Below are 19,092 nucleotides of genomic sequence, written 5' to 3'. Positions count from 1 at the left end.
TCACCTCCCCGCGCCCTTGCGCCGCAGGGTTTCGACCATGGCGCGCAGCTCGGCTTCGAACTGCAGCAGGGCGGTCAACAGGGTCTTGATGTATGCCTCGTCGCGCGGGACGCGCTGCACGTACAGGCGCCAGGGTTCGGCCATGCGCGGGTCGTAGCTGATGAAGTCCCACCACTGGCGGCCGGTCACGAGCATGTTTCCCTGCACCTGCGCGATGTGGCAGTCGGGCATGCCTTCCAGCCAGGTCTGGATGTGGACCTGCTCGTCGTGCGGGCACTTCATTTCGATGCCGCCGTCTGCACCGACCAGGCCGTCCGGGCTGGCGCCGATGAAGTCGTACGTGGGGTGCAGCACGAAGCGGCTGTCTTCGACCAGCGCGCCCTTGTCGACCATGTAGGCCTCCTTGGCGGCGTCTTCCAGGTCGCGGCCCCACGACAGGGACTTGGCGCCAATCTCGCGCCGCGGGATGCCGGCCAGGCGCTCGAAGGCCAGCGTACGCATCAGGCGCGTGCGCTCCAGCGTGGGCTCGGCCACCTTCGGCTGCCCCTTGCGCGGACCGGTCTTGTAGACGCCGTCTCCTGGAGTCACGGCGATGGCCGCGGCAAAGTTGCTGGCGGTGATCTTGCCGGCGCGCTCCTGCCGCCATTCCTCGGTGCGTTGTTCGGCGGGCGCGTTCATTCCTCGACTCCGTCGAAGGGGCTGTCTTCGGCGACCTGATTGGCCGGCGCGTCATCCTGCTGCGTGGCCTGCGCCGGCGTGGCGTCCTCGGCGGCAGCCAGGGATTTCAGGCGCTTGATCTCGTCCGCGCCCACCGCGGCGCGCTCGTCCTTGGTCAAGTTCTGCCAGGCGGCCTGGAGGTCTGCCGTGCGCTTGTCTGCGGGGTCACCGCTGCGCGCGATCATTTCCAGGTCGCGGATGATCTGGTCGCGGTCAACTTCGGCTGCCGGCTGCGGCTTGGCGGCCTGCGCGAATTCAGCAGCGGTCTTTGGCGTGATGTCGCGCTCGCGCGGCGGCGCATCGATCAGCTCGTCGGACGTGTACACGCCCAGCAGCGCGCCCGGGGTGTAAGCGCGGGTCCAGTTCTTCACCTGTAGATAACCCATCTGCTGGCGCGGATTGGTCTTCCACAGGGGCGAGTTCTTCACGCTGACATCGGAGATCTTGAGCCATTCGCTCCAGGTGATGTCCGTCTCGCCGGCGATGACGGCGCCCACGCGGCATTCCAAGGTGTTGCCGTCGCTCTTGTACTCGTAGTGGAACCGTCCGGAGATGGCGCCAGACGACTGCACCACCGCATTGACCAGCTGCGCCTCGTAGCCCAGCGTGCCGTTCACCAGGTGGGTTTTCTGGGCCACCACGAACGGGTTCATGTTCCACTGCATCGCTTGCATGATCACGGCCATGCAGTCGGACGGGTTGCCCTGCAGGTGTTTGGGCACGGTGGCGCGGCCCGCCGCCATCATCTCGGCCGCGCGCATCATGGCCTCCATGTTGTCGGCGTGCAGCACCAAGCCGCTGGTGCTGGTGTTCGCCGCCGGCAGATCCAGGGCGGTGGTGGGTTGCTGGTCGATCGTGGTGGTGTCAGACATTGCTTTCTCCTGCCCGAGACTCGGCCGGGCGTTGTGGATGGGTTAGGCGGCCAGATCGGCCAGGGGAGGGGGAGTGAACTTGGAAAGCCAGTTCAGGACATCCGAGATTTCGACGCCGTAGTGCTGCGCCAGCACGATGACGATTTCGGCGTCGCCCGGGCCGTTGGCCAGGAACTCAGCTTCTTCGCGGCGCGCCTGTTCGGCCAGGCGTTCGCGCTCGGCCGCTTCGGCTTCGGCACGCGCGGCGGCTTCCTTCTCCTGCTGGGCGCGGGCCTCGGCTTCGGCGCGTTCCTGTTCGGCGCGGCGCGCGGCGGCCTGCTGTTCTTCGAACTCGCGGCGCTGGCGGTCAATCTCTTCCTGCTGGGCGCGCAGCGCGGCGGCCGCCTCATCCTGCTGGCGCTTGAGCGCCGCGGCGGCCTCGGCATCCTTACGGGCCTGCTCGGCGCGCGCGGCTTCCTGGCGGGCGTTCTCTGCGTCCCGCTCGGCCTGCAGGCGGCGCTGCTGCTCTTCCAGCTCGGCGCGCTCCTTGGCCAAGCGCTCGTCCTCGGCCTTGCGCGCGGCGGCTGCGGCCGCTTCCTGCTCCAGGCGCTGGCGCTCCAGCTCCGCCCGCTCAGCGGCCAGGCGCGCGGCCTCCTGTTCCTGCGCGAGTGCGGCGCCGTGCATTTGTTCCAGCTTGGCGACGGTGTCCGCCTGCAGGGCCATGGCCTCGCCGGCGCGATGTTCGTACAGCTCGGTGGTGATGGGCAGCTCGGCAACGGCGGCCAGCAGCGCGGCGATATCGGCGGCGCTCTTGCCCGCGGCCTGCACCGGGTACTGGCTGATGGTGTTGATCCGAGACTGGATGACCTGCTGGCGCGCCAGTTCGGCCGCTTCCTTCGCCGCCTTGATTTCCGCCCTGCGCGCCTCTTCGGCCTTGATCTGTGCGTCGATCGGCTCTTCAACCGCCTTCACCTCGTCCTTGATCTTGGCCAGGATGGCGCGCATTTCACGCTGCTTGGCCAGCATCGGCTTGTTCCAGCCTTCGTAGGCGGCATCGGCCGACGTGCGGATGCTGACGCAGCGGGCGCGCGCGGCGCGGGCGGCCTTGTCGCCGGCGGTGGTGGTGACGTCGAACTGCACGCCGTCCAGCTCCTGGCGCAGTGCGGCCAGGCCCTTCTGCACGGCGTTGAATTCAACGATCGCGGCGGGCGCGTCCAGGATTTCATCTGCAACTTCGGTCATGGTGGTTGTCTCTCAGGGTTGGCGCGCGGCCACAGCGGTCTTGCCGCAGCCTTCGCAGGTGGGGTAGGGGGCCGGCTCGTCCAACAGGCCGGCCAGGGAGAAAGCGACGGTCATCAGCAGCGCCATGACGATGCCTTCCCAGTGGGCGCGCAGGAGGCGGCGGATCATTGCTGCTCTCCCTTGGCCTTGGCTATGGCGGCCTTGGCTTTGATCACAGGCTCCAAAGCATCCCCGAGGTGCGGGCGTTTCCACTTGTACAGAGCAAGGACATCAATCAATGCCTCCAGAAGCTCCGGCGCGGCGGCGATCAGGCGGGCATCCTCTGCGCGCCAAATGCTCTCGGCGATCAAATGGCCGCCGTAATACTCGACGTGGTCGTGCCCGCCGTTGATGGTGTAGTCGGGCAGCGGTTGGTCGGATACAACGGTGCCGCCGGTCTTGCCGAGGGTCCAATTGCCGGGCGTGTGGTTCGTCGTCATTGGGCACCTCTCGCGGCCAGCAGGCGGGCGCGGATTTCGTCCGCGTGTTCCTGGTCGGTGATGACGAATTGATGCTTGGCGGCCTCGGCCTTCCAGTACTGCTCCACTTTCAGGCCGGGCTGCATCATTCGGTCGTAGGTGTAGCTGCCGGTGATCCTGGCGATTTCAGGGCGCGTAATGAAGTGGTCCCACTTCATGACCAGGAACGGGCCTTTGCCGGCGGCAATCGCATCGCTGACCAGCGACGGCTGCGGCGCGAGCGCCCACACCGTGCGCGGCAGCGGCTCGAACGTCTGCGTGCCAGCGTCTTCCCAGCCTTCCAGCACTGTGCCATCCCAGTTGCCGTCGCGGACGATGAAGAAGAATTCACGGCCACCAAAGGTCAGAATGCCCTCGGCGCGCACATTGATGGCGTCGATGCGGTCCCGGCTCAGGATGCTGACGTGCTGCGGGTGGTAGTCGTCACCGCATTGGGCGGTTTCGCAGATCATCTGCATCACGTTGTCGCGCTCCTCGGCGGGAATGTCGCGTTCAAACGCAGCTTCCACGGTCAGAACTTCACTCATGCATTTCTCCGGTGCAGGGCCATAGCGGCGTCGCCGGCGAGGCCAATCAGGTACGCCGCGGCCAGGCCGCCGGCGATGAATTGAAGGAGGGCGGTCATTTGCGGCGCGCCGGCAGTTCGAACGACACATCAAGCTGGCGCTCGGGATCCTCGATGGCGTCGGCCAGGTTCTCCACGTAGTGCGCGCTGGCGCCGTCCATGAAATTGCTGAACAACTGGCCGATGCGGCCGAACGTGTCGCCGTGGGCGTAGGCCTTGGCCACCGCATCGAATGCCTCGACCAGGGCCTTGTTGCCGATGCTGTCCTCGTAGATGGCGTGCGCCACCGGCTGGCGGTTCGGCTCGGCCACGGCGTAGCGCACGACCTCGTGCAGCCCGTCGCGCAGCGCGGCGCGCACATCGCCGGCCAGGTCCATGCGCAGTTCCTGCGCGGGCGTGATCTTGGGTTGGGCGTAGGCCATGGCTCAGTTCCTCGACGCGCGGTCGGCCTCGATGGCCAGCTTGCTGTAGTGCACCTTGGTGGCGTACTCGCGGAACGTGTGCGGCCACGCCTTACGGATGATTTCGCGGTTCGCATCGTCCGCGGCGTCCCACAGGTTCATCAGGTGCTGAACGAAGTTGCCGCCCAGCGCGCGCATCTCGCGTAGCACTTCGGCCTCGGTCGCGTTCGGGCCCGCGGCAGGCTTGCGCGCATCGCGCGCCCATTGCTGATGACGCTCAGCGGCCTGGATGTCGGCCTGCGTCTGGAATTCACCGGGATAGTCCATGGTTGTCTCCTTGCCCCGGCACCCGGGGCGGGTGGGGGTTAGGCAGTGAGCAGAGCCATCTGGGCCTCGGCGTGCTGCTTGGCCTCATTGACAGTGCTGTGGATGGTTTCGCGCGGGCTGAAACCACATCCGGGCGTCCAAATGCTGCATTCAGCGAACGACGGGTAGGTCTGGACTGCGGCGTAGAGCGACGAGGTTTCACTCGGTCCGAGGTATTGACCACCCAAGCCAACGCCGTCGTCTTTCCATTCCAGCCGCTTGTCCATGCTGTTTCTCCCGTTCTCCCCGGGGTGGGGAGGTGTTGGAAGAATTATGCGCAAACGAATAAATCAAGTCAATACTAAAACGAATAAATAATTCGTAAGGGTATTCCCTTGGGCGAAAAAAAACCGCCCGGAGGCGGTTCGTTCAATGGCGGCGGGGTCAGAAGTCTTCGCTGCGCCAGACCTTCAGCACGCGGCCGAAGACCTCGAAATCCATGGTGGGTTCGACAACCCAGGCCTGGTAGGCCGGGTTCTCCGACAGCGCCACCAAGCCCTTGCCGGGGATCTTCTGTAGGCGCTTGATGAACCCCTCGCCATCCACGCGGAAGAAGTAGACGGCGTCGTAGTCGGCCGTGATGACGCCGCGGTCGACCAGGAGGGGATCGCCAGGGTTGAACATCGGGCGCATCGAGTCGCCGAAGCCCGTCACGATGCACAGATTGCTGGCTGACGTGGCGCCGCGCACGTTCTGCGCCAGCCATGCCTGGTCCACGCGCCAGCTCTTGATGAGGCCAGGCTGGTCGCGCAGCTCAAGGCCGTCGCCCATCTTGCCGCCGGTGTCGAACTGCGGGATCGGTACGTCGTCCGACACCTCGACGGTAGGGAGTGCCGCGAGTGTCTGGTCGCTGTCGCTGCTGAACAACGTCGCCACCAGATCGGCGCGCGCGCGGTCGCTGAGAAAGGCCTCGACCGGCACGCCGTAATAGCGGGCGATCGGCTCGAAGGTAGACACGCGCGGCTCGGCCGCCGTCCCAGACAGGAATCGGTAGATGGTGGGCTGCGGCACCTTCGCCTTGCGTGCAAGGGAGTTCGCGGTGTCGCCGGCGCGCGACATCAGCGCCGCCAAGAATTCACGGGAGTTCATGGCGAAACTATGCATGAATGAATAATTCGATTGGGTATTGCATGGTTATTCGGAAACGTATAATCTGACGCCCATGGACACCGCTACCGACCTCATCAAGCGCATTCGCGCCGCCGGATTGACCCAGTCGGAAATCTCCCGACGCACAGGCATTCCGCAGCCGCGCCTCTCTCGTTGGGAGGCTGGCGCGCCTTCCGCCGGCGCCAACGACGCCCTGAAGCTGGCCGAGCTGGCCCGCTCGCTGCCGCCGCCGGCCGAGCAAAGCGCGGCTGCGCAGTGTGCGACATGACCCCATCAATGCACCGTCGCGCCGACGCGGTCGTCGGTGGCCCATGCCATGCGGTCGCGCTCGGCGCGCAGCTCTTCGAAGATGGCCATGACGGCTGCTTCGGACGGGTCGACGAACGTGCGCCGGGCCATGTCCTGGGCGGTGATGAGCAGCTTTTCGGTTTCGGTCAGATTTTTCATGCCGCCAGTGTGCCGAGCCGCGCTTTCAGCGGCATTCCTTTTCACTTGAACAGCGTTGAAGCCTCATGAACGCCCCTCAGATTCCCTCCGCATCACAGCCTCAGGGCGAAACCCTGATCCGCAAGGCTTTGACCACCATGTCCAAGGCCACGCGCGCCGACGTCATGCAGGCGGCTGGCTGGAAAGATGAATCGTCGATCACCCAGGTGCTGAACAACAACGCCGGCATCAAGCTGGAGCAGTTGGACGCCATCCTGGAGGTGTTCGGCCTGTCGATCGTCGAACAGTGGTACATGGACTATCTGGCCCGTGGCAATGCCATCGGCGCCAACTGCTGCCGGGCCCGACTGAGCCAGGGCACATGCGGGGCGGCATAGCCATGCGCCAGCGCCTGCACAACCCCCGCACGTTCCTGCTGGTCGGCGCCAGCCAACAGGCCGCCGCGCAGACGTTCCTGGCAAACCTGCCGTTGGACGCCGACGAGCCGCTAGAGGTGGTGGTGCGCGAGCGTGTGAAGCCGCGCAAGCTGTCTCAGAACGCGCTGATGTGGGTGGGACCGCTGGCTGACATCGCGGAACAGGCCTGGGTGGGCGGCAAGCGCTTCACGGCTGAGGCCTGGCACGAGCATTTCAAGCGCGAGTTTCTGCCCGAAGAGTTCGACCCCGAACTGTGCCTGGATGGCTACGTGAAGTGGCAGATCACCCCGCGCGGCGACCGCGCGCTGGTGGGGAGCACCACCATGCTGACCGTCAAGGGCATGGCCCAGTACCTGACACAGGTCGAGGCCGCCGGCGCCGAGCTGGGCGTCGAGTTCCGTAGCAGGGGAGTGCGGCCATGAAAAAAGTCGGGATTCCGACTACCGGTCTGCGCAACAGTTCTCTCATGAGAACCGCACCCCTGACCCGCAAGACCCCGCTGCGCGCCACCGGGTTCCGGCTCTCCAGCGGCTCCGTCGCCACCTTGGCGCGGCAGTCCACGCTGCAGCGTGCCGCCATCAAGCGCCGCGCGCCGAAGAAGCGCCGCGGCCACGAACCGAAGTACCTGGCCGCATGCCGCGGCGAACGCTGCTACCTGCAATTCGCCGGCTGCTGCAGCTACCAAGACGACCCCACGGTTGTGCCCGCCCACCAGAACGAAGGGAAGGGCATCGGCCTGAAGGTCCCCGACAAATTCACCGTTCCCGCCTGCCACTTCTGCCACACGCTCTACGACCAGAGCGGCATTGACCGCGAGGTCAAGCGCGCCACCTGGGACTGGGCCTACACGCGCTGGGAACCCGTGCGTGCCGAGAAGATGGCCGCGAACAGCGACAAGTTCAAGGAGGCCGCGTAATGGCCGCTGACTGGATCAAGATGCGCGTCGACCTGCCGACGCATCCGAAAGTTGTCCGCATTGCGTCCGCTTGCGAAGCGGACAGACTGCGCGTGATTGGTGGACTTTTGTCCGTTTGGGGTCTGTTCGATGCCCACTCGATCGACGGAAAGCTGGAAGGCTACACGCCGAAAGTGATGGACGAGACCGTCGGCTTTCCCGGATTTTCGGACGCCATGATTTCCGTCGGTTGGCTGGAATTTGACGGCAATTCCCTCTGCATGCCTGAGTTTGACGAGCATAACGGCCAGTCCGCCAAGAAGCGCGCGCAGGACGCAGACAGGAAGCGAAACGACCGAAATTCGTCCGCTCCGCAAGCGGACAAAAAGCGGACTAGAGAAGAGAAGAATAGAGAAGAAGAAAAGAAGAAAGAACCCCCTATATCCCCCAAGCCCGAAACCGACAAGGCGAAGGCCGGAGCGGCCATCACAGCCATCGACCTGCAAGCCCGGGGCGTAGATCCCCAGGTGGCTGCCGACTTCCTGGCGCTGCGCGCGAAGAAGCGGGCGCCAGTCACGGCTACCGCGCTGGCCGGCCTGGAGCGTGAAGCCGCCACTGCCGGGATGACACTGAACGCCGCTCTGCGCACCTCCGCCGAGCGCGGGTGGCAGGGCTTCAAGGCCGAGTGGGTCCGGCCTGACAGCGGCGCGCACGGCATGCCTGGAGTCGCCAACGGGTCGGCCGCAAACGCCGCGCAGATCAATGCCGAGGCGAAGCGCTTGGTGTTCGGCGGTGGGGCCAGCCGGCAGGAGGTGATCGATGTCTGAGGACGATTTCGAGCGGTTCTGTGAACTGCTGGACGATGTCGCGGAGCTTCGGCAGTTGAAGGTGCTAGGCGTGCGCGCCAAGGCGCTGTTCTTCCAAGCCGTGCGGCGCTACCCGCTGTCGCTGGTCGAGAAGGCCATCCAGGCCCACCTGCTCGACGCGGACGAGGGCAAGTACAAAACCATGATCCAACCGGCGCACATCGTCGCGCAGATTGAGGGCGCGGCCGCACAGGATGGCCGGCCGGAAGCGGATGAGGCATGGTCGATCGCCATGCAGGCCGACGACGAGGCGGTCACGGTGGTATGGACCGACGAAATCGCCGCGGCGCTGACGGCGGCCCGGCCTGTGCTGGTGCGCGGCGACGAGGTTGGCGCCCGGATGGCGTTCAAGGCTGCCTACGGCCGGATGGTCAGCAAGGCCCGCGCCGAGTTTCGCCCCGTGCGCTGGATCGCATCCCTGGGCCAGGACGCGGCGCAGCGCGAGCAGGTGCTGCATTCGGCGGTGAGGCTGGGCCAGCTGCCCGCGCCGCACGTGGCCGGCCTGCTGCCGCCACCCGCGGCAGAGAACGGCATGCCCGACGATGAAGTCGCCGCCGAGAACATCCGCAAGCTGCACCAGATGTTGGCCAAGGCCATCACGCCGTCCGAGAAGCGCCGCCGCGACGCCGAAGCGGCCAGCCAGGCCGAGCGTGAGCGCCTCGACGTGCTGAAAGCCGAGACGGCGGCCAAGGTCGCCCAGCACCAGCAAGGGGCCCGTGCATGAGCGCCTACGCCGAAGCCAGCGCCGCCGTGGGCGGCAACGAAAGCGGGGGCTATGGCATCTGCGCTGCCTTCGGCTGCTGCCTGCCAGGCACGATGACCGCCAGTACCCAGGGCACCAAGGACTGGCACTGCCGCCTGCACTTCGGTGCACCTCGCTCGGAATTCGACGACATCAGCGCCCGGGCCCAGAACCGCAAGGCCCTGTTCACCGCCGCCTACTGGCTGGTCAACCGCCCCAAGGGCGACACGGTCAGCCGCAAGGTGCTGGACCGCATCGAGGCCCTGGGCCGCGCAGACATCCTGGCCAGCGCTGCCAAAGCCGAAAGGCTCACCGCCTACCACCTGGGCGCCCACATGCTCCGCGTCCTGGGCGACGAATGCCGCCAGCCCCAGGCGCACATGGGCACCCCCAAACCCGCCGGCCAGGGATCGACCTGGCTGGATCACAACCAACCCGAGGAAGCCGACGCATGACCGCTTCACACAACCTCACCGAAGCCTACGACCCGATGGCCGGCACGCTGGCGAAGCGCGCCGAAGTTCTGGCCATTGCCTGCGGCGGATACGCCGTGCCAGCCCCGGACAGCTTCGCGCGCGCACAAGGGCCGGCCGGCGTTCTACTGACCCTGCCGTACCCGATCAGCGCGAACCGCTACTGGGCCAGCCGCACGGTCACGCCGCGGGGAAAGCCGGCGTTCACCAGCACCTATGTCACGCCCGAGGCGAAGGCCTACAAGGCCCAGGTGCAGAAGCTGGCGCTGGTGGCGGGCGTGCGCAAGCCGATCGCCGGCCGGGTGCGGGTGGAGTTCACCCTGTACCCGAACCGCCCGCAGGATTGGCAGAAGCGCATGCGCAAGGACGGCGCGGCCTGGGATGACACCGTGCAATGCCTGGACCTGGACAACGCCCAGAAGGTGGTGCTCGACAGCCTGAAGGACGTCGTTTTCCAAGATGACGCCTGGGTGCGCGAGATCAGCGCCCGCCGGGCCGAGCCGGACGAGTTCGGCGCGCGGCTGGTGGCGGTCGTCACGCCGCTGGCTGTCGAGCGGCCCCAAACCGACCTCTTTGGCGCCGTGGCGCAGGAGCGCAACCCATGAACACCACCCACGAACAGACCGCGCGCAACGCGGAAATCGTCTCGCGGCGCCTGGCCGGCGAAGGCACGGCCGCCCTGGCGCGCGAATTCGGCGTGACGTCCACGCGCATCGCCCAGTTGGTGCGCCGGCACCGGGAGAAGATCGGCGAGATTCCGACCCGGCCGCGGGTCAAGGCCAAGCCCAGAAAACGCGAGCCGCGCGAGGTGAAGGCCGCAGGGACGCCGCGGCGCCGCGCGACCGAGGTGTCGGCGCCCATCTGGCCAGACGTGCCCTATACAGGCCCGGTGACCGTGGTGCCCGGCACTCAGGTGGCCGCGCGACCGTTCTCTATGTCGCCAGCCATGGCACTGGCAGCCGCCCGCGCCCGCGCCGAGCAGGAACCGCTGCGCTCGCTGGCCGGGATCAGGGAACGGCGCATATGACCTGGGCCCGCCAAACCGAGCGCGGCGACCCACTCAAGGTGCTGGAGCGCCGCCAAGAGCCACCGCCGGCCCGCACGTGCGCGGGCTGCACTGAAATCCGCCTGATCACCAACCCCTTCGGCGGTCGGCGCGTCCTGCGCTGCGCCCTGGGCGAAGAGATCGGGCAACGTTGTTCGAAGTACCAGGAGCGCCCCGCGCCATGACAATTTCCAAACTGCTGCTGGACCGGCTGCCGGCCGATTTCCATGAACGGCTTTGCAATTGGGGGGACGTCATGCGCAGCCGCGGCGGCTACGGCGTCTCGCCCACCTACGAGATCTGCCGCATGTTGGCCAAGAAGGCCGGCAAGCTGACCGAAGCGGAGGAGCCGCAGGAGGAGGTGGACGAGGCCGACGCTGCGTTCATCGAGGCGGCGTGGCGCAATGCCGTGTACCGGATGTTGCACCAACACCGCGAGCTGCTGCGGGCCCATTATGTGCAGCGCGCTTACTGGAAGGCCACATGCCGCGCCCAGGGCATCAGGTTGCGCGAGTACGACGACATCCTGGTGCGCGCTGTTGGGAACTTCGAAGATTTTGTTGCGCAGTACGCAAGCCGGGTGCATAATCGTCGCCAAGACAACTTGACTACCGTCTAACGACGTGACCCGATGCCCATGGCGGGCGTCGTGCGTCCGAAAGAAACGAGCCCCGAGCGAAAGTGAACTGACCCCAAGAAGTTGGACAGTAAGAAGCTAAGGGCCGAAGGCCTGGGTCCGGTATTGAACCGGACTCAGGCCTTTTAGCTTGAGCTTGATGCGGTGGTGATTGTAGTAGTGGATGTATTGGCGGATGCCGGCCTGTAGCTGCTCGATGCTCTCGAAGCGGTTCAGGTGGCAGAACTCTGACTTGAGCGTGCCGAAGAAGCTTTCCATGGCGGCGTTGTCCAGGCAGTTGCCCTTGCGGGACATGCTCTGGGTGACGCTGCGCTCGTCCAGCAGGCGCCGATAGGCGCGTTGCTGGTACTGCCAGCCCTGATCCGAGTGCAATAACGGCCTATCCGCGGGCTTGAGCTTGGCGAAGGCCTTTTTCAACATCTTGGTCACCAGCCCGAACACAGGGCGCGGCTCGATCTGGTAGGCCACGATCTCGCCGTTGTACAGGTCCATCACCGGGGACAGGTACAGCTTCTCGCCCTGGACGTTGAACTCGGTCACGTCGGTTGCCCACTTCTGGTTGGGGCCAGAAGCTTGGAACTGGCGCTTGAGCAAGTCCGGCGCGATCCGGCCCGCATCGCCGCGGTATGAGCGGTATTTCTTGACCCGCACCAGCGACTTCAGACCCAACACCTGCATCAGGCGCTGCACCGTCTTGTGGTTGACCAGATCGCCAGCCTGGCGCAGCACCGACGTGATCCGGCGATAGCCATAGCGCCCCTTGTGATGGGCATAGACGGCACTGATCCTGGCCTTCAGATCAGCGTACTTGTCCGCTGCGCCTTGTACCTTTAGGTGGTAATAGAACGTGCTGCGCGACAGTCCAGCTGCGCGCAGCAACAATGCCAGCGGGTGGGCCGACCTCAATCCTTGGACCATTTGCGCTTTTTGACCAGCGCTTCGGTCCGTTCCGCTTGGATCAAGGCCTTCAATTTTTTTAGGTAATCATTCTCCGCACGCAGATAAGCCAGCTCTTCTTGCATCTGCTCGACGGTCATATCCTTGGAGACCGGGGCGGGGGGGTATTTGTGAGGCATTGTGCGCCTGCTTCTAGGTTGCGACGCCAATGCGCCTACACCCCCAGCATCATACTGGGCGCGCCAGATGCCGATGCTGCCCGCGTGACGGATGTCATAAAGCGCTGCTGCCTGGCGATCGGACAGACCATCACGATCTATCCGCTCAAGCACCCCCTGCTTGAACGCCGCATCGTAGTGACTGAACTTTTTGGCCAGTCCAGCAGCGCCGTGCTGCTCATAGCTTGACACCCAACGGCGCAGCATCGAATGCTCGATCCCATGCAGCCCGGCCACCTCTCGATAGCTAAGATTGCCTGACACGTAATGCTTAACTGCCTTGAGCTTGAATCGCTCATCGTACTTCGTCATGAAAAACACCCCAAAGGTTGGATCAGTGTCCAACTTTTGGGGTGCAGTTCAAAGCCGGGGCTTTTTTCATGCCTGTTTCCAGAGAGCAGGGGCCAGAGAGAACCGTCCGCCGGGCCGCATGGGCACCGGCTGGCAGACGTCACGCTCCGGCCTCTGCTCTGTGGGAACAGCCGCCGCAATCGACCAGACAGCAGCGCGCCAATGGCCAATGCTGCACTCGGGGATAGCCCCGTACCGCTGGCTCCGACCGGCGCCGCCCGAAGTCTCCCTGCGCCACACAGCGCCACGTGCAACGCGTGCTAGGGGGAGGGGCCCCACTTCCTACCAATACCCCCATGAGTCGCCTCAGCTGGCCTGGCGCCCGCGCAGGGGCAAATGCGCGGGGCACTTCTTTCCGGTCTTGTCGCCGGCGGCCAGCACGACGAGAACCGCCGCGCCCAGCCCGCCGTGGCGGGTAGTCGGATGGGGGCAACCACACCGAGAACCGAATGACACAGCCCAAGAAGGCGCCACCCGACTGGGAGCGCATCGAGGCGGGCTACCGCGCGGGCGTCATGTCCCTGCGCGAGCTCGCCACCCTGCACGGCATCACCGAGGGGGCCATCCGCAAGCGCGCCAAGCGCGACGAGTGGCCCCGCGACCTGAACGCCCGAGTCCAGGCCAAGGCCGACGAGCTCGTGCGCAGGGATGAGGTACGCAGGCTAAGTACGCAGTCCACGGCCCGCAGTGAATCGAGTGCGCACCGGGTCAAGGAAGAGATCGCCATCGGCGCCCAAGCCCTGGCCGACGTCAAGCTCAAGCACAAGTCGACCATCCGCCGGATGCGCGAGGCCACCGAGGCCATGCTGGTGGAACTGGAGGCCGAGACCGGCCACCCCGAACTGTTCCGTGACCTGGCCGAGTTCCTGCGCAGTGACGAAGACGGCGCCCAGGGAAAGCGCGAGACGGTCTACAACCGCGCCATTTCCATGGCGTCCCGCATTGACGGTTTGAAGAAGCTGGCCGAAACGCTCAAGGTGCTGATTGCCCTGGAGCGCGAGGCCTACGGCATCCTGCCCGTACCGCAACAGATCAACCTGAACACGCCGCCGCGGAAGGCCGATGACTTCACCGACGAAGAACTCCTTGCCCTCGCGACAGGAAGCGGCCAGGGAGCTGCTGATCCGGAGGCGGGCGAGGGCTGACATCCTCCAGTACGCCAATGCGATCGAGGTGCCGGGCCGGCCGGTGGACGAGGAAGACCCTGACGCCGAGTTTTTCGAGCCCATCGAGACCACCATGGCGGTGCACCACCGCCTGCTGCTGGCCAAGCTGGAAGAGACCAGCCAGCGCCGGCACGGCCGGATGATCGTGTGCATGCCGCCGGGCAGCGCCAAGTCGACGTATGCGTCGGTGGTGTTCCCCTCGAAGTACCTGGGCGCGACGCCGGGCCGGCGCGTCATCCTGGCCAGCTACGGCGACGATCTGGCCCGCAAGATGGGGCGCCGCACGCGCTCGATCATCAAGCAGCCGCGGTACCGGAATATCTGGGGCGCGGCGCTGGTGTCGGATTCGAACGCCGCCCAGGAATTCGCGCTGTCCAACGACAGCGAATACATGGCGTGCGGCATCCTGTCCGGCATCACCGGCAACCGCGCGCACGGCATCATCATCGACGACCCGATCAAGGGCCGCGAGCAGGCGAACTCGGAGACGATCCGAAACAAGACCTGGGATGCCTACGAAGACGACCTGAAGACGCGCCTGATCCCGGGCGGCTGGATTGTCCTGATCACCACCCGGTGGCACGAGGACGACCTGGCCGGCCGGGTTCTGCCGGATGACTGGAAGGGCGAAAGCGGGCTGATCCGCTGCAAGGACGGCAACGACTGGGAGGTGCTGTGCATCCAGGCGCGCTGCGAGGTCGACAGCGACCCGCTGGGCCGAGCCCGGGGCGAATACCTCTGGCCGGAATGGTTCGATCGCCAGCACTGGGCGCAGTTCGAAAGCAACTCGCGCACCTGGTCGTCGCTCTATCAGCAGCTGCCGACGCCGCTGGATGGTGACCTATTCAGGCCCGACCAGATCCAGATCATCGACGCGCTGCCCGCCGGCCGCATCGACTGGGTGCGCGGCTGGGACTTCGCCAGCACGGACGGCGCGGGCGACTTCACGGCCGGCCCGAAGCTGGGGCGCCTGCCGACCGGTCAGTACGTGATCGGCGACATGGTGCGTGGCCAGTGGGGCCCGGACCGCCGCGACAAGGCGCTGGAGAACACCGCGGCGCTGGACGGCCGGCAGGTCCGCATCAGCATTCCGCAGGACCCGGGCCAGGCCGGCAAAACGCAGGTGCTGTACCTGACGCGCGGCATGCCCGGCTACCGGATCGTGAGCAGCCCGGAAAGCGGCGACAAGGTTGTGCGCGCCGAGCCGTTCGCCGCCCAGGTCAACGTCGGCAACGTCCTGATGCTGCGCGGCGACTGGAACAAGGCGCTGATCGACGAGCTGCGGTCTTTCCCGAACGGCAAGCATGACGACCAGGTCGACGGGCTCTCACGGGCCTTCGCCGAGCTGATCACCAAGCGGCCGATGCAAATCAACCCCGACGCATTGAGGCGTGCATGAAACTACTCGACTGGATCCTCCGCAGGACGCCGGCGACGGCTCCCGCGGCGGAGCCGGCTGCGCGCCGCCGGCCTTGGTTCGGCTATCAGCCAGAGAGCAGCGGGCGTATGCCGCCGCCTCCGGCACCGCGCCGCGAGCCCGGGATGAAAATCAGCCTGGAGGCCCTGGGCCTGGCCAACGTGCCGCCGGCCGATCCCGTGGCCGCGCCGGTGGGCGAGTTCAAGCGTCCCGCCGTGGCGCCGTTCGTCATCCCTGCCGACAAGGAACAGGCGATGCTGGCGATGGACGAGGCGATGAATCCCGTCTATGCCTACGTGAGCGAGGCCTATGCCGGGATGGGCTTTATCGGCTACCCGTACCTGGCCGAGCTGTCGCAGCGGCCCGAGTACCGCAAGATGTCCGACGTCATCGCCAAGGAGATGACTCGGAAGTGGATCAAGCTGGAAGTGAAGGGCGAAGACGACAAGAGCGACAAGCTCGAAGTCATCGAGAAGGCCATGCGCAAGCATCGCCTGCGCGCCAAGTTCCGCCTGGCGGCCTTGCAGGATGGCCTGTTCGGCCGGTCGCAGATCTACATCGACGTGAAGACGCCCAGCGGCACGCTGGCCTGGACTGACCCTGACGAACTGCAGTCGATCCTGGTCAAAAGCCCGGCGAAGATCACCAAGGGCGCCCTGGCGGGCTTCAAGGTCATCGACCCGGTCTGGACCACGCCGTACCTGTACAACAGCGACAACCCGATGCGGCCGGACTTCTACAAGCCGACGTCCTGGTTTGTGCTGGGGCGCCAGGTGCACAGCAGCCGCTTGCTGAACATCGTGTCGCGCGAGGTGCCGGACCTGCTGAAGCCGTCCTACAACTTCGGCGGGATGTCCCTGACGCAGTTGACCATCCCATATGTCAACAACTGGCTGAAGACGCGCCAGGCGGTGGCCAACCTGATCGACGGCTTCTCGGTGGGGGTCTTCAAGAGCAACCTGCAATCGCTGCTGTCCGGTGAGCCCGGGGATGACGTTTTTTCTCGGATCGACGTCTTCAATCGAACCCGCAGCAACCGCGGGACCTATGCGATCGACAAGGACACCGAGGAGTTCGGTTTCGAGAACGTGCCTCTCTCGGGCCTGGATGCGTTGCAAAACCAGTCGCTTGAGCAGCTTTGCGTGGTCCCAGGCATTCCGCTGGTGAAGTACACAGGCATCACCCCCAGCGGCTTGAATTCGACCGCCGACGGTGAAATCCGGGTGTTCTACGACGAAATCCTCTCGGTGCAGGAAGCGGTGTTCCGCGACCCGCTACAGCAGTGCCTGGAGGTCATCCAGTTGGACGCCTTCGGCGAGATCGACCCCGACATCACCTTCAGCTTCGTGCCGCTGTGGCAGATGAGCGAGAAGGAACTGGCCGATGTCCGCAAGCTGGACGCCGACACGGACGCGGTGCTGGTGGACATCGGCGCAGTCAGCCCGCAGGAGGTGCGCGAGCGGGTGGCGGCGGACGAGACGAACGGCTACCACTCGCTGGACCTTGGCGACGATGACGACGACGGGGTGCCGGATGCTGTGCCCGGCGCGCCGCCGCCCCTGGAAGACGAACCGCAGGAAGACGCGAATGCCTGACCTCGTATCCCCGACTGGCCGCGAGGTGCCGCTGCGCCCCGTGCACGCCAACCAGGGGATCGAGGCGGCCTACCGCAAGCGCCTGGACCGCCTAATCGATGAGATGCAGCGGTCCCTGGTGTACTGGCTGACGGCGGCCTATCGGCGCAATGTTCCTGAGATAGCCCAGGACGAAAGCCCGGCCATGGCGCTGACCAAGATGATGCGGCGCCTGGCCAAGCAGTGGCAGCGCCGCTTCGACGAGGCGGCCCAGCCGGTGGCCAGCGAGTTCGCGGAAGGCTCGATGAGCGCGGCGGACATCTCGCTGCGCAACGCCCTGCGGCAGAAGGGCTTCAGCGTGCAGTTCCAGCTGACCCGGGCGGCCAATGACGTCTTCCAGGCCACCGTGCAGGAAAACGTCGGACTGATCAAGTCGGTCGCCGCCGAGCATCTGCAGGATGTGCAGGGCATGGTCATGCGGTCGGTCACGCAGGGCCGCGACCTGGAAGGGCTGGTCGAGGACCTGCAGAAGCGGTACGGCATCACCAAGCGGCGCGCGGCATTCATTGCGCGCGACCAGAACAACAAGGCAACGGCCACCATCACGCGCGTGCGTCAGCAGGGCCTGGGCATCAAACAGGCCAAGTGGCGGCACTCGCGCGGCGGCAAGCATCCGCGCAAGTCGCACCAGGACGCCGACGGCGAGATCTACGACGTGGACAAGGGCATGCTCATCGATGGCGAGTACATCCGCCCTGGCGAGCTGCCCAATTGCCGGTGCGTGGCCATCAGCATCATCCCGGGATTCGACGAATGAACCAGCAGAACCACCACGGCTTGGCCTTCGACCGCGCCACCGTCCGCCGGATCGACGTGGACGGCCGGATGCACGTCGAGATCAGCAACATCAGCAAGGCCACGGTCAACCCGTACCGCGGCAGCGAGATCCCGGATTGGGAAGCGCTGGGGCTGGACCCCAACCGCATCTACTTCCTGCTGCGGGACCCTGAAGAGCTGGCGCGCGCGGCGCCGACCTTCAACAACATCCCGCTGCTGTCCAAGCACATCCCCGTCTCGGCCGCCGAGCCGCAGAAAGAATTCGTGGTCGGGGCCACCGGTTCGAACGCCTCCTTCCTGGCGCCGTACCTCAAGAATTCCCTCGTCGTATGGGACGCCGTCGCGATCGCGCTGATCGACTCCGAGCAGCAGAAGGAGCTTTCCCCCGCGTACCGCTACCGCGCCGATATGACGCCCGGCATGTATGAGGGCGTCGCATACGACGGGGTGATGCGTGACTTGTGCGGCAATCACGTCGCGCTCGTCGAAGTGGGCCGGACTGGCCCGGACGTCGTCGTAGGCGACAGCAGTACCCTCAACCCTTCGGAGATCCCGAAAATGAAACTGAGCAAAACCGCCGCCGTCGTCGCCGGGGCACTCGGGGCGCATATCTGGCCCCGGCTGGCCCAGGACGCGGCACTGGGCGACCTGACCCCCTTCCTGAAGGGCGTCAGCCGCAAGAACCTGAAGTCCGAGCAGCCGCGCATCATCCGCGCTATGCAGAACCACTTCAAGGGCAAGCTGGCGCAGGACGCCGACCTGGAAGACCTGAAAGAGGTCATCGAGGTCTTCACCGACCCGACTGTCGCGCCGATCGGCGAAGACGAAGACGACGCCACCGCGCCGGACGCCCTGGGCAACGATGACGAGCTGATGGGCAAGATCCGCGAAATGCTGGGCGAAAAGCTGGGCCCGGACGAAGCCGCGCGCGTCATGGCCGCCTTGGGCGAACCGCCTGCGGCCAAAGACGAGCCGCCGCCCACGCAAGGCACGCCGGCCAAGCCCGTCACCCAGCAGGCCATGGACGCCGCCCTGTCGAAGGCCCAGAAGGCGGGCGAGCAGGCTGCCGTCAAGCGCATGACCGATATCCGCACCGCCGAGCAGGAATGCCGGCCCATCCTCGGCGAGATCGTCGCCCAGGACTCGGCCGAGGCGGTCTACAAAATGGCCCTGGACGCCAAGGGCATCGACCTGACCGATACGCCGCCCTCGGCGTACCGCGCGCTGGTCAAGATGGCCCTGGCGCAAGACCAGGCTCCCCAAACCCCGCGTATGGCGTTGGATGCTGGGGCTCAGAAGAGCTTCCGTGAACGCTTCCCGCATATTCCCAAGGCGATCTAA

The 19,092-nt window shown here is 65.9% G+C and carries 28 protein-coding genes; 16 read left to right on the top strand and 12 right to left on the bottom strand.

What is annotated here, in order from left to right:
• The 10 genes from ACUDP5_RS18605 to ACUDP5_RS18560 form a co-directional block, all read right to left on the bottom strand.
• Positions 1-678, bottom strand: a complete 678-nt coding sequence (locus tag ACUDP5_RS18605; protein WP_445656859.1) for a lambda exonuclease family protein — start codon at positions 676-678, stop codon at positions 1-3.
• The gene (locus tag ACUDP5_RS18600; protein WP_445656858.1) at positions 675-1,589 is read right to left on the bottom strand and encodes a RecT family recombinase; all 915 of its coding nucleotides are present in this window, start codon (positions 1,587-1,589) and stop codon (positions 675-677) included. Before ACUDP5_RS18600 ends, ACUDP5_RS18605 begins: the two co-directional genes overlap by 4 nt.
• A 42-nt stretch (positions 1,590-1,631) precedes the next feature.
• Complete coding sequence (locus ACUDP5_RS18595) at positions 1,632-2,810, bottom strand: hypothetical protein (protein ID WP_445656857.1); 1,179 nt, start codon at positions 2,808-2,810, stop codon at positions 1,632-1,634.
• Positions 2,811-2,822: 12 nt separating this feature from the next.
• Positions 2,823-2,978: a hypothetical protein gene (locus ACUDP5_RS18590; protein WP_238880458.1), complete on the bottom strand. Its 156-nt coding sequence runs from the start codon at positions 2,976-2,978 to the stop codon at positions 2,823-2,825.
• A complete protein-coding gene (locus tag ACUDP5_RS18585) occupies positions 2,975-3,289 on the bottom strand; it encodes a hypothetical protein (RefSeq protein ID WP_445656856.1) in 315 nt (104 codons plus the stop codon). Before ACUDP5_RS18585 ends, ACUDP5_RS18590 begins: the two co-directional genes overlap by 4 nt.
• A complete protein-coding gene (locus tag ACUDP5_RS18580) occupies positions 3,286-3,855 on the bottom strand; it encodes a hypothetical protein (RefSeq protein ID WP_445656855.1) in 570 nt (189 codons plus the stop codon). Before ACUDP5_RS18580 ends, ACUDP5_RS18585 begins: the two co-directional genes overlap by 4 nt.
• 94 nt (positions 3,856-3,949) lie before the next feature.
• Entirely contained in the window at positions 3,950-4,315 is a 366-nt protein-coding gene (locus tag ACUDP5_RS18575; RefSeq protein ID WP_238880454.1) for a hypothetical protein, read from the bottom strand.
• Positions 4,316-4,318: 3 nt separating this feature from the next.
• Entirely contained in the window at positions 4,319-4,621 is a 303-nt protein-coding gene (locus ACUDP5_RS18570) for a hypothetical protein (protein WP_445656854.1), read from the bottom strand.
• Between the two features lie 38 nt (positions 4,622-4,659).
• Positions 4,660-4,887, bottom strand: a complete 228-nt coding sequence (locus ACUDP5_RS18565; protein ID WP_445656853.1) for a hypothetical protein — start codon at positions 4,885-4,887, stop codon at positions 4,660-4,662.
• 157 nt (positions 4,888-5,044) lie between these two features.
• On the bottom strand, positions 5,045-5,749 hold the full coding sequence (locus ACUDP5_RS18560; protein WP_445656852.1) for a LexA family transcriptional regulator: 705 nt from the start codon (positions 5,747-5,749) through the stop codon (positions 5,045-5,047).
• 73 nt (positions 5,750-5,822) lie between these two features.
• On the opposite strand from ACUDP5_RS18560, the gene ACUDP5_RS18555 reads away from it, so the two are divergent.
• The gene (locus ACUDP5_RS18555) at positions 5,823-6,038 is read left to right on the top strand and encodes a helix-turn-helix domain-containing protein (RefSeq protein WP_445656851.1); all 216 of its coding nucleotides are present in this window, start codon (positions 5,823-5,825) and stop codon (positions 6,036-6,038) included.
• 5 nt (positions 6,039-6,043) lie between these two features.
• On the opposite strand, the gene ACUDP5_RS18550 is transcribed toward ACUDP5_RS18555, so the two are convergent.
• Positions 6,044-6,217, bottom strand: a complete 174-nt coding sequence (locus ACUDP5_RS18550) for a hypothetical protein (RefSeq protein ID WP_020924369.1) — start codon at positions 6,215-6,217, stop codon at positions 6,044-6,046.
• A gap of 65 nt (positions 6,218-6,282) precedes the next feature.
• Between ACUDP5_RS18550 and ACUDP5_RS18545 the strand changes: the two genes are divergently transcribed.
• Genes ACUDP5_RS18545 through ACUDP5_RS18500 form a run of 10 tightly spaced genes read left to right on the top strand, consistent with a single transcriptional unit; the run spans position 6,283 to position 11,273 of the window.
• On the top strand, positions 6,283-6,594 hold the full coding sequence (locus ACUDP5_RS18545) for a DNA-binding protein (protein WP_445656850.1): 312 nt from the start codon (positions 6,283-6,285) through the stop codon (positions 6,592-6,594).
• Positions 6,579-7,055 carry a recombination protein NinB gene (locus ACUDP5_RS18540; protein ID WP_445656849.1) on the top strand — a complete coding sequence of 159 codons (477 nt, stop codon included), beginning with the start codon at positions 6,579-6,581 and terminating at the stop codon, positions 7,053-7,055. Before ACUDP5_RS18545 ends, ACUDP5_RS18540 begins: the two co-directional genes overlap by 16 nt.
• Before the next feature lie 44 nt (positions 7,056-7,099).
• Positions 7,100-7,549 carry a hypothetical protein gene (locus tag ACUDP5_RS18535; RefSeq protein WP_445656848.1) on the top strand — a complete coding sequence of 150 codons (450 nt, stop codon included), beginning with the start codon at positions 7,100-7,102 and terminating at the stop codon, positions 7,547-7,549.
• Entirely contained in the window at positions 7,549-8,355 is an 807-nt protein-coding gene (locus tag ACUDP5_RS18530; RefSeq protein ID WP_445656847.1) for a hypothetical protein, read from the top strand. The genes ACUDP5_RS18535 and ACUDP5_RS18530 overlap by 1 nt, the downstream gene beginning before the upstream one ends.
• On the top strand, positions 8,348-9,118 hold the full coding sequence (locus ACUDP5_RS18525; protein ID WP_445656846.1) for a hypothetical protein: 771 nt from the start codon (positions 8,348-8,350) through the stop codon (positions 9,116-9,118). Before ACUDP5_RS18530 ends, ACUDP5_RS18525 begins: the two co-directional genes overlap by 8 nt.
• Positions 9,115-9,591 (top strand): hypothetical protein, encoded by a 477-nt coding sequence (locus tag ACUDP5_RS18520; RefSeq protein WP_445656845.1) that lies wholly within the window; start codon positions 9,115-9,117, stop codon positions 9,589-9,591. Before ACUDP5_RS18525 ends, ACUDP5_RS18520 begins: the two co-directional genes overlap by 4 nt.
• The gene (locus tag ACUDP5_RS18515) at positions 9,588-10,214 is read left to right on the top strand and encodes a RusA family crossover junction endodeoxyribonuclease (protein ID WP_445656844.1); all 627 of its coding nucleotides are present in this window, start codon (positions 9,588-9,590) and stop codon (positions 10,212-10,214) included. Before ACUDP5_RS18520 ends, ACUDP5_RS18515 begins: the two co-directional genes overlap by 4 nt.
• Positions 10,211-10,636 carry a hypothetical protein gene (locus ACUDP5_RS18510; RefSeq protein ID WP_445656843.1) on the top strand — a complete coding sequence of 142 codons (426 nt, stop codon included), beginning with the start codon at positions 10,211-10,213 and terminating at the stop codon, positions 10,634-10,636. The genes ACUDP5_RS18515 and ACUDP5_RS18510 overlap by 4 nt, the downstream gene beginning before the upstream one ends.
• Complete coding sequence (locus ACUDP5_RS18505) at positions 10,633-10,839, top strand: hypothetical protein (RefSeq protein WP_445656842.1); 207 nt, start codon at positions 10,633-10,635, stop codon at positions 10,837-10,839. Before ACUDP5_RS18510 ends, ACUDP5_RS18505 begins: the two co-directional genes overlap by 4 nt.
• Complete coding sequence (locus ACUDP5_RS18500) at positions 10,836-11,273, top strand: hypothetical protein (protein WP_445656841.1); 438 nt, start codon at positions 10,836-10,838, stop codon at positions 11,271-11,273. The genes ACUDP5_RS18505 and ACUDP5_RS18500 overlap by 4 nt, the downstream gene beginning before the upstream one ends.
• 96 nt (positions 11,274-11,369) lie before the next feature.
• On the opposite strand, the gene ACUDP5_RS18495 is transcribed toward ACUDP5_RS18500, so the two are convergent.
• Positions 11,370-12,718 (bottom strand): IS3 family transposase gene (locus ACUDP5_RS18495; protein WP_445656840.1). Its coding sequence is split into 2 segments (ribosomal slippage): positions 11,370-12,248 and positions 12,251-12,718, totalling 1,347 coding nucleotides; the frame shifts between segments, so codons are not numbered across the junction.
• Between the two features lie 488 nt (positions 12,719-13,206).
• On the opposite strand from ACUDP5_RS18495, the gene ACUDP5_RS18490 reads away from it, so the two are divergent.
• From ACUDP5_RS18490 to ACUDP5_RS18470, 5 genes are all read left to right on the top strand, one after another.
• Entirely contained in the window at positions 13,207-13,902 is a 696-nt protein-coding gene (locus tag ACUDP5_RS18490) for a hypothetical protein (protein WP_445656839.1), read from the top strand.
• Positions 13,820-15,322 carry a phage terminase large subunit gene (gene terL / locus ACUDP5_RS18485; protein ID WP_445656838.1) on the top strand — a complete coding sequence of 501 codons (1,503 nt, stop codon included), beginning with the start codon at positions 13,820-13,822 and terminating at the stop codon, positions 15,320-15,322. Before ACUDP5_RS18490 ends, terL begins: the two co-directional genes overlap by 83 nt.
• A gap of 143 nt (positions 15,323-15,465) precedes the next feature.
• Complete coding sequence (locus ACUDP5_RS18480; protein WP_445656837.1) at positions 15,466-16,935, top strand: DUF1073 domain-containing protein; 1,470 nt, start codon at positions 15,466-15,468, stop codon at positions 16,933-16,935.
• Positions 16,928-17,731: a phage head morphogenesis protein gene (locus ACUDP5_RS18475; RefSeq protein WP_445656836.1), complete on the top strand. Its 804-nt coding sequence runs from the start codon at positions 16,928-16,930 to the stop codon at positions 17,729-17,731. The genes ACUDP5_RS18480 and ACUDP5_RS18475 overlap by 8 nt, the downstream gene beginning before the upstream one ends.
• A complete protein-coding gene (locus ACUDP5_RS18470; RefSeq protein WP_445656835.1) occupies positions 17,728-19,092 on the top strand; it encodes a DUF2213 domain-containing protein in 1,365 nt (454 codons plus the stop codon). The genes ACUDP5_RS18475 and ACUDP5_RS18470 overlap by 4 nt, the downstream gene beginning before the upstream one ends.

The sequence above is a fragment of the Achromobacter sp. NCFB-sbj8-Ac1-l genome, from assembly GCF_052695805.1.
This window is presented reverse-complemented; position numbering and strand designations above follow the sequence as displayed.

Bases quoted from the DNA above. Each gene is read 5' to 3' on its own strand.
- ACUDP5_RS18605 (WP_445656859.1), bottom strand. From the start codon at position 678: ATGAACGCGCCCGCCGAACAACGCACCGAGGAATGGCGGCAGGAGCGC.
- ACUDP5_RS18600 (WP_445656858.1), bottom strand. From the start codon at position 1,589: ATGTCTGACACCACCACGATCGACCAGCAACCCACCACCGCCCTGGAT.
- ACUDP5_RS18595 (WP_445656857.1), bottom strand. From the start codon at position 2,810: ATGACCGAAGTTGCAGATGAAATCCTGGACGCGCCCGCCGCGATCGTT.
- ACUDP5_RS18590 (WP_238880458.1), bottom strand. From the start codon at position 2,978: ATGATCCGCCGCCTCCTGCGCGCCCACTGGGAAGGCATCGTCATGGCG.
- ACUDP5_RS18585 (WP_445656856.1), bottom strand. From the start codon at position 3,289: ATGACGACGAACCACACGCCCGGCAATTGGACCCTCGGCAAGACCGGC.
- ACUDP5_RS18580 (WP_445656855.1), bottom strand. From the start codon at position 3,855: ATGAGTGAAGTTCTGACCGTGGAAGCTGCGTTTGAACGCGACATTCCC.
- ACUDP5_RS18575 (WP_238880454.1), bottom strand. From the start codon at position 4,315: ATGGCCTACGCCCAACCCAAGATCACGCCCGCGCAGGAACTGCGCATG.
- ACUDP5_RS18570 (WP_445656854.1), bottom strand. From the start codon at position 4,621: ATGGACTATCCCGGTGAATTCCAGACGCAGGCCGACATCCAGGCCGCT.
- ACUDP5_RS18565 (WP_445656853.1), bottom strand. From the start codon at position 4,887: ATGGACAAGCGGCTGGAATGGAAAGACGACGGCGTTGGCTTGGGTGGT.
- ACUDP5_RS18560 (WP_445656852.1), bottom strand. From the start codon at position 5,749: ATGAACTCCCGTGAATTCTTGGCGGCGCTGATGTCGCGCGCCGGCGAC.
- ACUDP5_RS18555 (WP_445656851.1), top strand. From the start codon at position 5,823: ATGGACACCGCTACCGACCTCATCAAGCGCATTCGCGCCGCCGGATTG.
- ACUDP5_RS18550 (WP_020924369.1), bottom strand. From the start codon at position 6,217: ATGAAAAATCTGACCGAAACCGAAAAGCTGCTCATCACCGCCCAGGAC.
- ACUDP5_RS18545 (WP_445656850.1), top strand. From the start codon at position 6,283: ATGAACGCCCCTCAGATTCCCTCCGCATCACAGCCTCAGGGCGAAACC.
- ACUDP5_RS18540 (WP_445656849.1), top strand. From the start codon at position 6,579: ATGCGGGGCGGCATAGCCATGCGCCAGCGCCTGCACAACCCCCGCACG.
- ACUDP5_RS18535 (WP_445656848.1), top strand. From the start codon at position 7,100: ATGAGAACCGCACCCCTGACCCGCAAGACCCCGCTGCGCGCCACCGGG.
- ACUDP5_RS18530 (WP_445656847.1), top strand. From the start codon at position 7,549: ATGGCCGCTGACTGGATCAAGATGCGCGTCGACCTGCCGACGCATCCG.
- ACUDP5_RS18525 (WP_445656846.1), top strand. From the start codon at position 8,348: ATGTCTGAGGACGATTTCGAGCGGTTCTGTGAACTGCTGGACGATGTC.
- ACUDP5_RS18520 (WP_445656845.1), top strand. From the start codon at position 9,115: ATGAGCGCCTACGCCGAAGCCAGCGCCGCCGTGGGCGGCAACGAAAGC.
- ACUDP5_RS18515 (WP_445656844.1), top strand. From the start codon at position 9,588: ATGACCGCTTCACACAACCTCACCGAAGCCTACGACCCGATGGCCGGC.
- ACUDP5_RS18510 (WP_445656843.1), top strand. From the start codon at position 10,211: ATGAACACCACCCACGAACAGACCGCGCGCAACGCGGAAATCGTCTCG.
- ACUDP5_RS18505 (WP_445656842.1), top strand. From the start codon at position 10,633: ATGACCTGGGCCCGCCAAACCGAGCGCGGCGACCCACTCAAGGTGCTG.
- ACUDP5_RS18500 (WP_445656841.1), top strand. From the start codon at position 10,836: ATGACAATTTCCAAACTGCTGCTGGACCGGCTGCCGGCCGATTTCCAT.
- ACUDP5_RS18490 (WP_445656839.1), top strand. From the start codon at position 13,207: ATGACACAGCCCAAGAAGGCGCCACCCGACTGGGAGCGCATCGAGGCG.
- terL (WP_445656838.1), top strand. From the start codon at position 13,820: ATGACTTCACCGACGAAGAACTCCTTGCCCTCGCGACAGGAAGCGGCC.
- ACUDP5_RS18480 (WP_445656837.1), top strand. From the start codon at position 15,466: ATGAAAATCAGCCTGGAGGCCCTGGGCCTGGCCAACGTGCCGCCGGCC.
- ACUDP5_RS18475 (WP_445656836.1), top strand. From the start codon at position 16,928: ATGCCTGACCTCGTATCCCCGACTGGCCGCGAGGTGCCGCTGCGCCCC.
- ACUDP5_RS18470 (WP_445656835.1), top strand. From the start codon at position 17,728: ATGAACCAGCAGAACCACCACGGCTTGGCCTTCGACCGCGCCACCGTC.